Source organism: Pontibacter lucknowensis, from assembly GCF_900156415.1.
GTDB lineage: Bacteria > Bacteroidota > Bacteroidia > Cytophagales > Hymenobacteraceae > Pontibacter > Pontibacter lucknowensis.
In genome coordinates this window covers 243,098-258,002 of record NZ_FTNM01000004.1, presented here as the reverse complement: position 1 = coordinate 258,002, position 14,905 = coordinate 243,098, and the positions used below count along the sequence as shown (strand labels likewise).

Below are 14,905 nucleotides of genomic sequence, written 5' to 3'. Positions count from 1 at the left end.
AACAGCAAGTGTAGTGCTGTTTCTGCTGCTTATTTTTTCTTTTTGAAAGGGTTTATGCCTTGTCGCTTGCTCGTGAACACCTCATTTTTAGGCATCGGGGTATAGAGCAGCTTGACCGATACCACGCCGTAGTGATCTTTTGTATTCTCTATCCGGGTAACATTATCAAGATAGTCAGTTGTGGTGATCTGGTACATTACTTCTGGTGCAATACTGATCTGGTCGGAGAAACGGAAGCGTATACCCCCACCAAAAGGAATTACGCCGGCTATGGCTGGATATGACCTTAATCGGTCGTAGGTGATGTCGGAGTTCGGGGCACGGTTGGTCGGGTAAGAACTTGGGGTGTAGTACACAAAGCCAATCCCGCCTTTCACAAACGGCACAGCAAAGCGCTTACGGGTAGAGCGGTAGTTATTGGATCCTGCGTAGCTGTCCATCAGGTTGTAAACCAGCATGCCTGACACCTCGATCACCCTTGATTCAAAAGTGATATTATCCTGATAGGTTTTCTCGGAGGCACCTAGTTTAAGGTACTCCACTTCGCCACTTATGGACCAAAAGGGGTTATACTTGAAAAGGGCGCCAATGCTGAAAGCAGGACCAAGATCATTACAATCATAACTGCCGCATATATCGCTTTTCACAGCGGCTATACCTGCACCAGCCTGTATGACCAGTCCGCGCTCCGGAATCTTACTCACCCCCATGCGGCGTATGACACTATCCTGCGCCTGGGCGGTAGTGCAAACTGTAAGGGTAATCAAACATAGTAATAGAAGGACGTATCTGCTCCTGCTCATGCTTCAGACAGGTTTCTCTTTAAGTGTTGTGTGGCATGCAGCCCAGGTATTGGCTGTGGTGGGCCTGCTCCCCCTATCTACGCAGGGCCAATAGAAAGGATCATTAATTTTTATGAATACATTATAATATAGCCATCATACTATAATACGTGCTATACCTTCCTACTTGGATACAATTAGTTTATCAAAACTTAAGATCCAAGGTATTAATTAGTTGTGCGGAGAGCCGGACGCTTCTTGTTCAGTAACTGAACAAAATCGATTACGAGCGCAGCCGCATCCGGATAAAAAGTGGAATTGATGTTTTCGAAGTCATCCGTGGGCTTGTGGTAGTGCGGATGGTCTTCTACGCCAAAGTAAATGAAAGGAATCTGGCGTTTATGGAATTGATAATGATCAGACTGCCTGGTCCAGTCATTCTGCCCTTGCTCAGGTTGGTCATGGCCTGTCAGTAGCCTGGCCTGAGGTCTTGCCTTCACCTGCTGCAACAACGGCAGTAATACCGGATAATGGTAGGCGCCACTGGCATACAGTTCACCTTGCTGGTTCAGGCTAAGCATGTCCATGTTCACGTTCAACTGGATCAGGTCCAGAGCAAGCGGCGGATTCTCCAGAAAGGCATTAGCGCCCTGCAGACCCAGCTCTTCGCCATCAAGCGCGGCAAAGACCAGGGTATAGTAGGGTTTATTCGTCTTGAAATAAGCGGCAGCTGCCAGCAAGGCTCCTACCCCGGACGCATTGTCGTCGGCTCCGTTGTAGATCTCGCCCTTGCGTGCGCCCACATGGTCGTAGTGCGCGGTCAGGACAATGGCTTTGTCCGTTTTGCCAGGTATAAAGCCGATCAGGTTCACGGCCTCTTCTACTACAATGCCCCTACCCTCCAGGCGGAAGGTATGGCGGTAGCTATTGTTATAGGGTTGTAGTCCGATCTCGTTGAAACGCTTTTCTATATAATCCTGCGCCATCCGGTTGCCTTCGGTGCCGCTCAGCCGGCCTGACATCGAGTCGGCAGACAGTACCTGCACGTCACGCAACAGGAGTTGTGGGTCGAGCACCTGTTTCTGGGCGACTGCAGTCAGCTGCAGGGCACACATCAGTACAAAAGTGAGGGATAGGCGGCGTTTCATAAGTTTTATTTTAGGCGAAATTAGCATAAATACGCTAACCCGCCCTCAAAATATATTAGCCGTTCACAACAGGCCAGTTGATCCAGCTTTTCTGGCGTGCAGTGGCTTTCTTCTGCTGATCAGCCACACGGCGTTCTACCTCCTGCGTGTAGCTTCCATCTTTTTCAAACACCTCACCTTTCAGCACCCATCCTGTTTTTACATAGTCCTGTACTCTTGTTACAAGTGCCTGCAAGTCGTTTGCTACGATTACGTCGAATTCCATGTTCGTTCCTGTTTTAAATGGTCTTACAAATGGTTATCAGATGGTATTTAAACAAGGAGCGTGCCACATACGTTCACTGACTATAAATGTTACAACAATTTTAAAACAAACTACATATCCTTACACAAAGGGCTACAAGAGCGCATAAAAAGGCCTGAAAATAAAACGGGCCGGTATAAAAACCAGCCCGTTTTACTATCACAACTAATTGTATTTTAGTTTCTTACATTGATAAAGGAAGGCACTTCTACTGGTCCCACAGATGTCTGGATGGTTGGCTTGATCTGAAGTACCACATCCGGTCGGCTGGTGCCATCTGTTTTGGTGAGCATGGTGACCAGGCGCAGCAAGTTGTTATACCCTGGTCTGCCATTTTCCTCGGCTATCCGGATGGGAGTGCGCACGTTGATGGTATTGAGTCCGTGACGGAGCTCCACCGGTTCGTCCACAATGCCGCTCAGCGTTTGCTTGCCGTCGAGCAGCAGCTGCCATTTCAGCTTGGTCACGGTCATGCTGCGCTCCTGGTTTGCTTCGTCCAACTCTACATTCAGTCCCAAACTGGAGTAGGCGGACAGGTTATTGTCAGAGAAGGCCGTAAAAAGCAGGGCTGCTTCTCCGAGTGAGAAATCCTCCGGCCGCTTTTTGTTCAGCACGTTCACGCCATTGAGCTTTACTTCATTTATACCTGACAAGCTATACTTTGCTTCCTTAAAAGCATCCACGTCGCTCTTGGTGCCGCATGAGAATGCGAAAAAGGCTATACCTAGCAGCAGAGCGAAACTTAAGAGATTTGTTTTTTTGATCATTTGCTTTGTTGTGCTCAGCGCTTTATCACTTTGCCTGAGCCTGAAATATTTGAATTAATAGTCGGATTTCCCTGGTAGTACACATTACCGCTTCCACTGATCGTAACGGCCAATTCATTGGCGGCATGTACTTCCACACTGCCCGAGCCACTCAATACCACACCGGCATTCTCGCTGCTCAGACCAAAAGATTTTATGCTTCCCGAGCCGGAGAGGTTGATCTCTTCTACTTCAGCCGTACCTACCAGATCAATCTTCCCCGAACCTGTAAGCCTGCTGCTTACTTTGGTGGCTGATACATTAATCCAGAGATAACCTGATCCATCCAGCACAGCCCGGAAGTTGTCAGTTTCAAATTCATCCTGCAACTCTACCCGCCCCGACCCAATCATTTCGGCACTGCTCAGCTCCGGCACGGTCATGTATACTTCAACGGTCTTATGGCTGCGCAGGCACCTGTCAAAGCTGAGGTCCCACACCCCGTTGGCTACATTCGTATTGATCGCATCCAGTACGTTAGGCTGTGCTCTTACTTCAATGCGCTGAGTAGCTCCCCGTCTAACAAATACACGGGTATCGCCGTTCACTCGCAGCCCGTTGACTACATCCAGGTTAAAATCCCGGCTCTCCACATCTCCTCTTCCCCTGATACAATCCACTTCATCACCGCAGGAAACAAGCAAGAGAACAGGCAGGATGAGCAAAAGCATCAGGCATGTAAAATTAGTAGATTTCATAGTTTTATGTAGCTTAATTAATGTTGCAAGTTAATTATTCCTGCTTCAGCTGCATAAAACTGACGGCTCCGTCTGCTCAATATTTTGGGGCCATTACTAATTAATTAGCTAAAATGCCCCACTCGTTGTCCCCGCTGGTTTACCAGCACCCCATTATCGGTCACGAACAAACCCTGCAGGTATTCGCTCTCGAAGTAGAAAGGGTAATTGCGGTTGTTGGTACGGGCCAGTTTGCCAATGATGCGGGCACCACGCTCGGTCATGTGCACCAGTTGCAACCTTGTAGTCAGGAAAAACTGCTCGTCCGGCGCATTGTTAAACACTACTTTGCGTAGCACTAGTCGGTTGTCCAGACCCTGTGAGGCTGTGTTGGTTCTGACTGGCTGCTGTCGCAGTTGCTCCCTTGCCTGCTGGGGCGGCTGGCTGTTGCCGGCCATGGCCTGCGACTCCCGCTGCTGGCCGTTTGCACTGGCCAGCAGCTGCGCATCGGCATTACCCCAGCCTTTGCTGATAGCCGCCAACCGGTAGCTGCGGCCCGGATGCGTGGCAGAGCTTCTTTCATCTGACAATACCTTCATGGCAGCCTGCGCCTCCTCCAGACTAGCCCCCATCTTTCGCAACACAAAGCCGGAGAACTCATCAGCCTCCAGTTCATCAGCATGGTTACTGCCCTGTCGCGACAAAGTATGACCATTCAGGTGATGGCCGATCTCGTGCGCCAGGATGCTCACGCCAGCCCAGTCGGTATGTACGGCATTGTTGATGGCAGCCAGGAAGCTTTCATTATAGAGAATGTAGCGTTTCCCATTGTAGATCACGGCAGCGGCATTCTCGATGTTGGCAGATCGCACCTCAAAACGTGGCTTCAGCCCGATCACGTCGATGATCTCACCAATCACATCACGGGGTGCGGCTTTGGTAGCGGCATAAGACTCCGGAGCAGGCACTGTCTCTGCCACTGCCGCCAGCAACGGGGTCAGGACCAGCAGCAGTGCCAGGCTTATTCTATTCAATCGATTCATATTGTTTCCCTTTCTGTAGATGGATGAACACAGCATATCCAAAACGAAAAATGGGCGGAAGCTGGTATACCCTTCCATGCAAGTACTTTGCCAGACTTGAGCGTCTCACCCTCCCAAAAGGGCATTTTGGCAGCTGCACGAATTATTTCTAATTTTGCCTGACTGATTTGGGAGTATGCTGCTAATTTTTGTGATCCTTTACCTGCTCTTTAACATGGGGGTGGGCTTCTGGGCATCAAGACGGGTACATAATACCAGCGATTTCCTGCTGGCTGGCAGGAGTCTGCCTTTCTATATTTCCACAGCTGTGGTGTTTGCCACCTGGTTTGGCTCCGAAACACTGCTCGGCGCTTCCTCGGAGTTTGCCTCGCACGGGCTGCTGGGTGTTATCGAAGACCCTTTCGGCGCAGCGCTTTGCCTGGTGCTGGTCGGCCTCTTCTTCGCTAAAAAACTCTACCGCCTCAACCTGCTCACTATTGGCGACTACTATCGCATCCGCTACAACCGCACCACCGAGCAGATCGCAGCCTTCTTCATGGTCATCTCCTATTTCGGCTGGATCGCGGCGCAGATGGTCGCCCTGGGCATTGTGATGAACCAGGTATTCGGGGTTTCCACAGCCGCCGGCATTATCATTGGCAGTATGATCGTGGTTGGCTATACCTACATGGGCGGTATGTGGTCAGTTTCAATCACGGACTTTGTGCAGACCGTGATGATCATCGGAGGACTTATTTTCATCACCTATACTTTGCTGCAGCGTATGCCGCTGGAGCAGATCACGGCGACCCTGCCCGACGGCTTCTTCCGGATGACGCCCCCTGACCGCAGCCCAACCACCTGGCTCAACTATTTTGCTCTCTGGATCACGATCGGGCTTGGTTCTATTCCGCAGCAGGATGTGTTCCAAAGAGTAATGTCGGCAAAGTCGGAGAAAGTGGCGGTCGCTGCTTCGCTGGGCGCTGGTCTGCTATACCTGACGGTGGCGTTCATGCCGCTGCTGCTGGCCCTCTATGCCCGCACGCTGCATCCCGAACTGCTACAGGAGGACGCCCAGCTACTGGTACCCGGCCTGATCATGGGACTGGACTCCATGCTGATCAAGGTGCTCTTCTTCGGAGCGCTGATCTCGGCGATCATCAGCACCGCCAGCGGCGGCATACTGGCTCCGGCAGCTGTGCTGAGTGAGAACATGCTACGCCCGCTACTTGGCGAACGCAGCGATAAGCAAATGCTGCTGCTCTCGCGCATCAGTGTGCTCGTGGTAGCGGCTGTCTCGCTGGGAATGGCGCTGCTGCGCAGCAATATCTATGAACTGGTAAGTGAGTCCTCTGCTCTGAGTCTGGTCTCACTCTTTGTGCCCCTGGTAGCAGGTCTGTACTGGAAGCGCACCTCTGCGCTGGCTGCCAATGCGTCTATCCTCGCAGGTATGGCCGGCTGGTTGCTCTGCTTATACCTACAGACCACCGTCAACCCGATGCTCTATGGGCTGGGTGCCAGTGTAGCCGGATTGCTTGTCGGCCAACTGATATCCCATCTGCGGGCAAAGCCTATACCTGCTGAGCCATTGGCCATAAAAAAACAGGTATAGGCTTATTTAAAAAAAGCCACTATCCCGGTTGGTTTGGTCACTGTGATATACGCGGGCGACTCTACGTTTCCCACCGGAGTTTTGATCGTCGGCTTTATCTTGAGCGTCACATGCTCCCGTATATCCGTACGCTGTCCCAGCAGAGTGATCAACCTGGACAGACCTGTGTAGTTAGGCAAATCTCCATCCGAAACCAAGCCTACGGGCGTCGCGATCGGCAGCAGGTTCAGCCCCTCCTGCAACTCCATGGTTTCCTCGATAACACCTGTCAAAGCCTCTTCGCCATCCACTTCCAACAGCCATTTCATGCGCGTGATGGTCAGGTGTCGTGCTTCCTCGCTATGCTCCTGCAGGGTGACATGCAGGGCCAGCGTAGAACTAAACTCCAGCGAGTTACTGGTAACGGTAGCCAACAGACTGTCCCGTTCTTCGTGCGAAAAGCCACGGCGCTCCTGAATGCGCTGCTCTACATCGATCCCGTTGAGCTTTATGTCCCGGACGCTTTGCAGGCTGTACTTTGCTTCTGTAAAGGCTTTTATATCCTGCGCCTGCTTACAGGAATAGATGACCATTGCCAGCATCAGCAGCAAGGCCATGCTCCATATCTTATTCATGCTAAGATGTCCTAAATATTATCTGCTTCAGATAACGCTCACGGTTGCCTAAAGTGTTTCAAACGAAGCTTTTATAATACTAATTTAGTAAAGTTGATGAAAATAAAATCATCTATACACAAAAACCAGGTATAGCAGCGAGGCTATACCTGGTTTTACTTATGATTTACTCAGTGTTGCTATATCCTAATTGGCTCCAAGCGGCTGTTTAGGCTTGTGCACGTCCTGACCCGTCTCCATAAAACGCTTGAAGTAACGCAGATCATTCTCCACCATTTTCTTAAGCATCGGGTTGAGCATCTTCGCAGCCAGTCCGCCCACCGACCCTGCAGGTGGACTGTAAGAGATTACTGCCTGCACGATGGTCCCCTGCGCATCAGGCGAATCAGAGAAACGGACCTCACCTGCATTGTCAAGTTCCGAGTTTGGCAGGGAGCGCCATGCGATCAGTTCGTTTTCTTTCTCATTGATGATATCCGCATCCCATTCAATGGTGCCGACACCACCCGGGATCTTAGCTACCCAATGCGAACGCTGCGGACCGTTTGACTGCACGCTTTCCAGGTGCTCCATGAACTTAGGCAGGTTCTCGAGCATGCGCCAGAACTGGAAAACCTCAGAACGTGGGCGCTGCACTGTGATGGTCTTGATGATGTCCACTGAAATATCTTCGTTTTCAGCAGTATCACGGCCAATCATTTGGTTCATAGGGCAGTAACCGGTAAAGCCTCTGAAAAGCAGCAGGCCTCCCGCCAGCGTGGACAGCAAACCGGCAGTTCCTGACTGTCGCAGCCCCACAAGTGCAAGTGCCGCTCCACCCACTGCCGAGAGTACACGCTCCGGCCGGCTCACATTGATGTGGCTCGACCCGGAAGCAGGCGGAAAAATATGCTCCGTGTGAAGCATTTTGGAGTAATTAGGTTTGTATGTATCCATAGTTTATTTGTTTTGTTCTATTCCGTTTTAATGGATACGTGCTTTAGGGCTATTATAGTTGCTGTGCTTGTGCTCCCCTCTGGTTTGGTATGTATCTCGTCACACAAATATGGCCCTCCACACTCCTAATATTATCATACACTGAAAGTTATATCTTATCCTTAAATTAAACATCCCATAAACGTATACCTTATATACCCCTCCTCATAGGATCTTACCAGAGATCTGCTTCCTGATCAGTGCTATGGCATTGTCCTCTCCTGTTACAGCTGTATTCCAAGCTTTTACTTCTTCTCTAATGAAAACATCATTACTTATCACCATCCTGTTTCTATTTCAATTTTTCATTCCTGCACAGGCCCAGCGCAATAATCAGCTGGCAGACTGCCAGCGGCAACCCGCTCCGACTGCCCAGAGCACCGCACAGGTACAGGCGGCATTGACTGAGAACAAAGTGGCGGTATACTATGTCGTGGCAAGTGACGAAACCTACAGCCAAGCTGAATACGACGCGATAAAGAAAGCCACCCGGGAGATACAGGCTTGGTTTCAGGTGAACACCGGCGGCCTTACCTATACCTTTGCCTATGCAGACACCGTCCTGTTTTACCAGGCGAAGGAGAGCACCAGCTATTACCGGGAGGACTGGTGGGGCCTGCTGTTGGCAGAGATGGAACAACTGGGGCATCCGATCTGGGAACCGGGTTTTGTAGTGAGCCTGTGGATCAAATCAGGTCGGCCTGAAGGATTGGGAGGAGGAGCCCAGTCTTGTAATGGCTATTGCGGCGTGGCCATCACCGCGGTGGAGAATTTCCCGGAGTTCAATGATTTTGGGATCTGCCCTACTGACCCGACAGGTCTGATGTGGCCCTGCGTACCACACGGCACTATGGCCCACGAGTTAGGCCATGCCTTTGGTCTGCCTCACCCCTACGACCACGAAAGCACACGCGCCGTTGCTTATCACAGTATCATGCAGACGCATTGGAGTTACCCTGACAAAGCACCTGATTCTGAAAGCCCCTGGGGACTTCTTACGGTGGAACGCACCGCACTTTGGAGTAATCCCTTTTTCTATCAGGGCCTTTCACTCCGTCAGATCTACGACTCCCCCATTGTCAACCTGCCAGTCACCGGAGAGGCACCGCTAGTCAGTTTCCGTAGTTCGACGAAAGGCCTTACGGTTAACCTGACCAACGAAACCAGAGGCGCCTGGCTCTATTACTGGACCTTTGGAGACGGTAGCGTGAGCAATGCAACGTCCCCGAGCCATACCTACAGCCAACCGGGAACCTACATGATCACCCTGAGGGCTTCGAACGAAAACGGGATGATGGCCATGCAGCGCATGACGGTGCAGGTGGCGGAAGACAAAAAACCTGTAGGCAGGCCCATTTATGTGGGACCAATCAAAATATATCCTAACCCAAGCACAGATGGCCGGTTTACCATCAGTTTCCCACCGTTCCCTTTTCCGGTACACCTTTCGGTGCACAATGCGATGGGGCGTCCCATTATCCAGCACACCTTTTCCAGTACGTCACGCAATCTGCAGCTGGACCTGAGTGATTTTGGCCGGGGCATTTACTATGTCCGGATTCAGTTTATGGGAGCGTCGTTCACGCACAGACTATCCGTCCTTTAAAGTGCATTTTGCTGACCTGGCTGGCGTGCACATCGTGAGCCGGTCTGGTCGTCTGAATTTCTTTTGCTGCTAAGGATCACTTATAAAAAAAAAGAGGGAGCCCCGTGTGAGGCTCCCTCTTTGCTCTAAACTTATTTCAGCTTATTTACCTCCGAAAAGATAAGCTACAGAAACACCCAGCACACGGTTTCTGGATTTGCTTTCGCCGGATTCTACTTCATACAGGCTGGTCAGACCCAATCCGTAGCGTACGTCCAGGTTAAGGGCTCCCGCACCCAGATTGTAGCCTAAGCCCACGCCAAAGCTTGCGCCCAGTTCCATTCTGTTGTCTTCGTCCTCAAACTCGTAGCTATCACTTGCCTTTGTACCGTCATACTTCATCGACATTTTGCCGCTGGCTAGATAGCCTACAGTTGGTCCACCTGTTACAAAGCCTTTTACTTGTTCAGAGCCAAATGTAATCTTAGCTAAAACAGGCACCTCTATATAGTTACTGGTACCCTTAATGTGGGTATCACTGTCGCCAAGTTTGTAGCCTTTCTGAACAAAAAGAAGTTCTGGCTGAATGGACAGCAACTCGCTTACATTAAAATTAGCAACTACACCTACCTGCAAACCTGGCGTGTACTTCAGTTCATCCTCCAGTTCGTTCCCATCTCCATCTGACAAGCTGATTTTTGAGAAGGTGGCACCTACACGAGGACCGAAAGAAACAGATTGTGCCATTGATGTAAATGCCATACCTACAGCAAACAGCAGCGTGAGTAAAAATTTGATTTTCATAAAAAACGTTGGTTTAAAATATGCGCAAATCACATTATAAATATTCATGTTTCAAAATATACAGCTAGACCTATATAAAATCATTTCTTCTGAACTCTCTCCTCTCTGTCCTTTTCCCCTGACTTTCAAATGATAGGAAATAGAATGGATCATAAAAAAAAGTAGCCCCGGCTGATCGCTGGGGCTACCTCTATACTCAATTTCAATACTTAGTTCAGGTATGGCTTATTTAAATTTGCCTTTCAGCATGGCCAGCTTTGCCGCAAAATCATTGGCTGGCTCCTCTTCGCGCTTAGCACCACCTTTTTTGCCGCCACCGCCTGCTGGGCGGGCTGCAGCCGGATCGCCTTTCATGCTCAGGGAGATGCGCTTGCGCGGCACATCCACCTCCAGTACGGTCACATCTACCTTCTGCCCCACCTTCACCACATCATGCGGGTTGCTCACGAAGCGGTCCGACAGGTGGCTCACGTGCACGAGTCCATCCTGGTGCACTCCTATGTCCACAAAGGCGCCGAAAGCCGTGATGTTTGTCACAAGACCAGGTAGCTTCATGCCTTCACGCAGGTCTTTCATCTCGTTCACGCCTTCTGTGAAGCTGAATGCCTCAAAGGTCTGGCGCGGGTCACGGCCAGGCTTGGCCAGTTCGCTCAGGATGTCCTGCAGCGTTGGCAGACCAACTGTGTCGGTTACGTAGTTTTTCAGGTTGATCTGCTTGCGCAGCTCTTCTTTTTGCATCAGGTCCTGCACGGTCACACCCAGGTCCTTTGCCATCTGCTCCACAATCGGGTAGCTTTCCGGGTGAACAGCAGAGGCGTCCAGTGGATTTTTAGCATCACGGATTCTTAAGAAACCCGCCGCCTGCTCAAAAGCCTTATCGCCCAGACGCGGTACTTTCTTGAGTTCAGTACGCGTACGGAATGGTCCGTTTTGGTTTCTGTATTCCACGATGTTCTGCGCCAGAGAAGGGCCTAAACCGGAAACATACGTCAGTAGTTGCTTGCTGGCAGTGTTCACTTCCACGCCCACGGCGTTCACGCAGCTCATCACTACGTCATCCAGCGAGTGCTTCAGAGCGGTCTGGTCCACATCGTGCTGGTACTGGCCAACGCCGATCGACTTCGGATCGATCTTCACCAGTTCAGCCAGTGGGTCCATCAAACGACGACCAATAGAAACGGCACCGCGTACGGTCACATCCTGATCCGGGAATTCTTCACGGGCTACGTCTGAGGCAGAATAGATGGAGGCACCGCTTTCATTCACCATCACCACCTGTACTGAAGCCGGCAGCTTCAGGCTCTTCACAAAAGCCTCCGTCTCGCGGCTGGCGGTACCGTTACCAATGGCAACGGCCTCTACCTCAAATCGGGTGACCATATACCTAACGGCCTGTGCCGCTTCACTTTCCTTGTGCTGTCCCGTGTGCGGGTAGATCGTTTCGTTGTGCAACAGCTTGCCCTGCTTGTCGAGTACCACTGACTTCACACCGGTTCTAAAACCCGGGTCGAGCGCCAGTACGGTTTTCTGACCAAGCGGCGATGAAAGCAACAGTTGGCGCAGGTTATCGGCAAACACGCGGATCGCCTCTTCGTCAGCACGCTTTTTCGACGATAGACGCACTTCGGTTTCCATGCTTAACTTGAGCATGCGTTTGTAGCAATCCTTGGCGGCCAGCTTCACCTGCTCCGAAGCGGCATTGTTGCCTTTCACGAACATGCGCTCGAGTTTGTCAAGTGCTTCTTCTTCGTCTGGTTGCGCACTTAGCAACAGTACCATTTCGGTTTCGCCGCGGCGCATGGCCAGGATGCGGTGCGAAGGCGCTTTCTCGATCGGCTCTTCCCACTCGAAATAGTCCTTGAACTTCTGGCCTTCCTCTTCCTTGCCCATCATCACGCGGCTCTTGAAGGTGCCCTTCTTCTCAAAAAGTTGGCGCATGGTGGCACGGGCCTCGGCATTCTCGTTCATCCACTCTGCCATGATGTCGCGGGCGCCGGCCAATGCCTCTTCGGCGTCTTTCACCTCTTTTTCTTCTGAGATGAAGTTGGCAGCTTCCGCAGCCACATCGATGTTCTCCTGTTCAAAAATGCGCTGTGCCAGCGGCTCCAGTCCTTTTTCACGGGCGATGGTGGCACGGGTGCGGCGTTTCGGCTTGTAGGGCAGGTAGATGTCCTCGAGCACGGCCATGGTTTCGGCAGCCATGATCTGCGCCTCCAGCTCCGGCGTGAGCTTCTCCTGGTCGCGTATGGATTTCAGGATGCTTTCGCGGCGCTTGTCGAGCTCGCGCAACTGCTCCAGGCGGTCGCGCACGGCAGCTACCTGCACTTCGTCAAGCGAGCCGGTGGCCTCTTTTCGGTAACGGGAGATGAAAGGTACCGTGGCACCTTCATCGAGCAAGGTTGCCGTGGCTTCCACCTGCTTGATGGTGATGGAGAGCTCGGTGGCAATCTTGATTAAATGGTCAACGTTTAATTCCATGTATTTGGGTAAAGAGTAATCTAAACTTTCAGGCGGGAAAAGCGCAGCGAAAGGTATAAACTAAGCCCTGCATGATTCGCCCGCACATTTTCCCCTGTTTCGGGGTATACCTTCTTGCTTAAGGAACGTCAAATTTAAACGATATTGCCAGAAAGCGAAACATCTCAGGCCTGTAAATTAACCGCTGCTCTTAAAAGGCTGTCGCACTGTTTGCTTAATATTTTTATACCTTCGTAAGCTTGAGATTCCTGAAACACGATACGATCAGCTTGTTTGCGCTGCTCAGCCTGCTGCTTTGCTCGATGCAGAGCTGTGTGGTGCAGCGCATTGACCATACCCCCTACGCAAAGACCGATTACTACCGCCATACCTTGCAGGCGCTTGATGAACAGCCTCCGGTTGCCAGGGAGGGTGACTCGCTGCAGGCGGGCTGGGCCAAAGTGAATATCACCCCTCCTGTGGGCAGTCCACTGGCTGGCTACGGTAAACGCAAAGGGCTCAGGTATAGCACAGTGCACGATTCGGTGTGGGTTCGCACCTTTGCGTTTGACAACGGGAGTGCAGAGGTCATTTTTGTGGCCCTGGATATGCTCATTGCCCCGATGACGGTGGCTGACGCGTTGGAGAAGGAGTATGCCGCGCTGGGACTCAGCCCCGGACAGGTATACCTGAGCGCCACCCATACGCATACCAGTTTCGGAGGCTGGGGACAGAAACTGGTGGGTAGACTAATGGCTGGCAGGTATAGCAGGCAATTGGTGCAGCAGACGACCGCCCATATAGTGCAGAGCATACAACTGGCCAGACAGAACAAGCAACCCGCCCAAATCGGCTACGGCATTGCCTATGCCCCTCATCTGGTTCGCAACCGCCTGACTGGCTCTCTGGCGGGGAGAGACACGACCATTCGTTTTTTCAAAATAGAGCAAACTTCCGGTAAAACAGCCGTGCTGGCCACTTTCGCAGCGCACCCCACCATCCTGCCCTCTATGGACCCAGTGCTTTCACGAGACTATCCGGGAGAGTTGGTAGACCAACTGGAAAAAAGTGTGGACTTTGCTGCTTTTGCAGCGGGTGCGGTTGGCAGTCAGGCCGTAGTGGCACCCCACGGCGACACCTATGAGAGCACAGCCGCCGTCGGACAGCAGCTGGCAGTTGCCATAATGGAGAAGCTGCCGGCAGTTGAGCTTAAATCCACTGTCCCGCTCGGTTATGGAAGACACCCCCTCCTGCTGCCCAGGCCACAGTGGCGCCTTAACACCAACTACCGGTTTGCTCCTTTCCTGTTTAATGGGTTGTTCGGCAAATACCCCACCTATATTAATAGTATGCAGCTGGGCGAAGTTGTGCTGCTTGGTGTGCCGGCTGACTATTCGGGTGAGCTTATACCTGAACTGGAGCAGCAAGGTCGGCCTGTGGTCGTGACCGGGTTCAATGGCGGGTACATCGGCTATATAACACCTGACCGGCATTACCATTTAAAGAAATACGAAACCCGCTCCATGAACTTTTACGGTCCCCAAAGCGGAAGCTATCTGACGGAGATTATGGAAAAAATAATGCGCAGTTATCAGCCAAATGACGGACGCAACAACTAGTTTGCAAAAATGTTTAAATTTCTTTCAAAGAATTTTAGTCCAATATTTCAGTTTTATAGCAGCAGTTTATAGATAGATTATATCCTATTTCATATTTTTTATACCCAATCCGGCAATATAAAATAATACAATACTTAGCCGTAATACCTTTGTAAGGTTATCCCCTCCCGACTTCTTATTCCTTCACTTTTGCCCTTCATAACATTCAAAACACTTTCAGAACTGTCAGTTCCATACTGTCTCTCAAACTCTCCAGACAGAATCCCCAAAAGGTGCAAAAAGGCATGCAATCAGCTGTACAACGATGTTATGACGCACAAATCCAGATAGTATCCGGCATCGTAAATGCATCAATGTCAGCGAAAAGCAGGAAAATACCTTCTGGTGCCTTCCTGCTCCGGACAGGTCACCCATACTTATATAATACAAAGCACGATACCAGCATCTGATCTACAACACCTAGTAAAAAATACCTTATGTAGCATTTCTAATTCTAAACT

The 14,905-nt window shown here is 51.0% G+C and carries 13 protein-coding genes; 3 read left to right on the top strand and 10 right to left on the bottom strand.

All coding sequences use genetic code 11. The features are described 5' to 3' along the window. Positions 1-29: 29 nt before the first annotated feature. The 6 genes from BW972_RS14245 to BW972_RS14220 form a co-directional block, all read right to left on the bottom strand. Positions 30-767, bottom strand: coding sequence for an outer membrane beta-barrel protein (locus BW972_RS14245; protein ID WP_234986392.1), 738 nt, complete (start codon positions 765-767; stop codon positions 30-32). A 242-nt stretch (positions 768-1,009) separates the two neighbouring features. Further along, on the bottom strand, positions 1,010-1,930 hold the full coding sequence (locus BW972_RS14240; protein ID WP_076422613.1) for a M28 family peptidase: 921 nt from the start codon (positions 1,928-1,930) through the stop codon (positions 1,010-1,012). 55 nt (positions 1,931-1,985) lie between these two features. Beyond that, a complete protein-coding gene (locus tag BW972_RS14235) occupies positions 1,986-2,195 on the bottom strand; it encodes a hypothetical protein (protein ID WP_076422612.1) in 210 nt (69 codons plus the stop codon). A 215-nt stretch (positions 2,196-2,410) separates the two neighbouring features. After that, a complete protein-coding gene (locus BW972_RS14230; protein WP_076422611.1) occupies positions 2,411-3,001 on the bottom strand; it encodes a hypothetical protein in 591 nt (196 codons plus the stop codon). Positions 3,002-3,015: 14 nt separating this feature from the next. Then, the gene (locus BW972_RS14225; RefSeq protein ID WP_076422610.1) at positions 3,016-3,738 is read right to left on the bottom strand and encodes a head GIN domain-containing protein; all 723 of its coding nucleotides are present in this window, start codon (positions 3,736-3,738) and stop codon (positions 3,016-3,018) included. A gap of 104 nt (positions 3,739-3,842) precedes the next feature. Beyond that, positions 3,843-4,760 (bottom strand): M48 family metalloprotease, encoded by a 918-nt coding sequence (locus tag BW972_RS14220; RefSeq protein WP_234986391.1) that lies wholly within the window; start codon positions 4,758-4,760, stop codon positions 3,843-3,845. Between the two features lie 175 nt (positions 4,761-4,935). On the opposite strand from BW972_RS14220, the gene BW972_RS14215 reads away from it, so the two are divergent. After that, on the top strand, positions 4,936-6,351 hold the full coding sequence (locus tag BW972_RS14215) for a high affinity choline transporter 1 (protein WP_007658437.1): 1,416 nt from the start codon (positions 4,936-4,938) through the stop codon (positions 6,349-6,351). Between the two features lie 2 nt (positions 6,352-6,353). On the opposite strand, the gene BW972_RS14210 is transcribed toward BW972_RS14215, so the two are convergent. After that, complete coding sequence (locus BW972_RS14210; protein WP_234986390.1) at positions 6,354-6,965, bottom strand: hypothetical protein; 612 nt, start codon at positions 6,963-6,965, stop codon at positions 6,354-6,356. A 186-nt stretch (positions 6,966-7,151) separates the two neighbouring features. After that, on the bottom strand, positions 7,152-7,901 hold the full coding sequence (locus BW972_RS14205) for a YgaP-like transmembrane domain (RefSeq protein WP_007658441.1): 750 nt from the start codon (positions 7,899-7,901) through the stop codon (positions 7,152-7,154). Positions 7,902-8,199: 298 nt separating this feature from the next. Here BW972_RS14205 and BW972_RS14200 point away from each other — a divergent pair, with 298 nt between their 5' ends. Further along, complete coding sequence (locus tag BW972_RS14200; RefSeq protein WP_076422609.1) at positions 8,200-9,546, top strand: PKD domain-containing protein; 1,347 nt, start codon at positions 8,200-8,202, stop codon at positions 9,544-9,546. Positions 9,547-9,687: 141 nt separating this feature from the next. Here BW972_RS14200 and BW972_RS14195 read toward each other — a convergent pair whose 3' ends face one another. Continuing rightward, a complete protein-coding gene (locus BW972_RS14195) occupies positions 9,688-10,329 on the bottom strand; it encodes a porin family protein (RefSeq protein ID WP_007658445.1) in 642 nt (213 codons plus the stop codon). Between the two features lie 225 nt (positions 10,330-10,554). Next, a complete protein-coding gene (locus tag BW972_RS14190; RefSeq protein WP_007658447.1) occupies positions 10,555-12,807 on the bottom strand; it encodes a Tex family protein in 2,253 nt (750 codons plus the stop codon). Between the two features lie 239 nt (positions 12,808-13,046). Here BW972_RS14190 and BW972_RS14185 point away from each other — a divergent pair, with 239 nt between their 5' ends. Continuing rightward, positions 13,047-14,405 (top strand): neutral/alkaline non-lysosomal ceramidase N-terminal domain-containing protein, encoded by a 1,359-nt coding sequence (locus BW972_RS14185; RefSeq protein WP_076422608.1) that lies wholly within the window; start codon positions 13,047-13,049, stop codon positions 14,403-14,405. Positions 14,406-14,905: the final 500 nt, after the last annotated feature.

What these genes read in the sequence shown, in the direction of transcription:
- BW972_RS14240 (WP_076422613.1), bottom strand. Translation starts at nt 1,930, where the DNA reads ATGAAACGCCGCCTATCCCTCACTTTTGTACTGATGTGTGCCCTGCAG.
- BW972_RS14235 (WP_076422612.1), bottom strand. Translation starts at nt 2,195, where the DNA reads ATGGAATTCGACGTAATCGTAGCAAACGACTTGCAGGCACTTGTAACA.
- BW972_RS14230 (WP_076422611.1), bottom strand. Translation starts at nt 3,001, where the DNA reads ATGATCAAAAAAACAAATCTCTTAAGTTTCGCTCTGCTGCTAGGTATA.
- BW972_RS14225 (WP_076422610.1), bottom strand. Translation starts at nt 3,738, where the DNA reads ATGAAATCTACTAATTTTACATGCCTGATGCTTTTGCTCATCCTGCCT.
- BW972_RS14220 (WP_234986391.1), bottom strand. Translation starts at nt 4,760, where the DNA reads ATGAATCGATTGAATAGAATAAGCCTGGCACTGCTGCTGGTCCTGACC.
- BW972_RS14215 (WP_007658437.1), top strand. Translation starts at nt 4,936, where the DNA reads ATGCTGCTAATTTTTGTGATCCTTTACCTGCTCTTTAACATGGGGGTG.
- BW972_RS14210 (WP_234986390.1), bottom strand. Translation starts at nt 6,965, where the DNA reads ATGAATAAGATATGGAGCATGGCCTTGCTGCTGATGCTGGCAATGGTC.
- BW972_RS14205 (WP_007658441.1), bottom strand. Translation starts at nt 7,901, where the DNA reads ATGGATACATACAAACCTAATTACTCCAAAATGCTTCACACGGAGCAT.
- BW972_RS14200 (WP_076422609.1), top strand. Translation starts at nt 8,200, where the DNA reads ATGAAAACATCATTACTTATCACCATCCTGTTTCTATTTCAATTTTTC.
- BW972_RS14195 (WP_007658445.1), bottom strand. Translation starts at nt 10,329, where the DNA reads ATGAAAATCAAATTTTTACTCACGCTGCTGTTTGCTGTAGGTATGGCA.
- BW972_RS14190 (WP_007658447.1), bottom strand. Translation starts at nt 12,807, where the DNA reads ATGGAATTAAACGTTGACCATTTAATCAAGATTGCCACCGAGCTCTCC.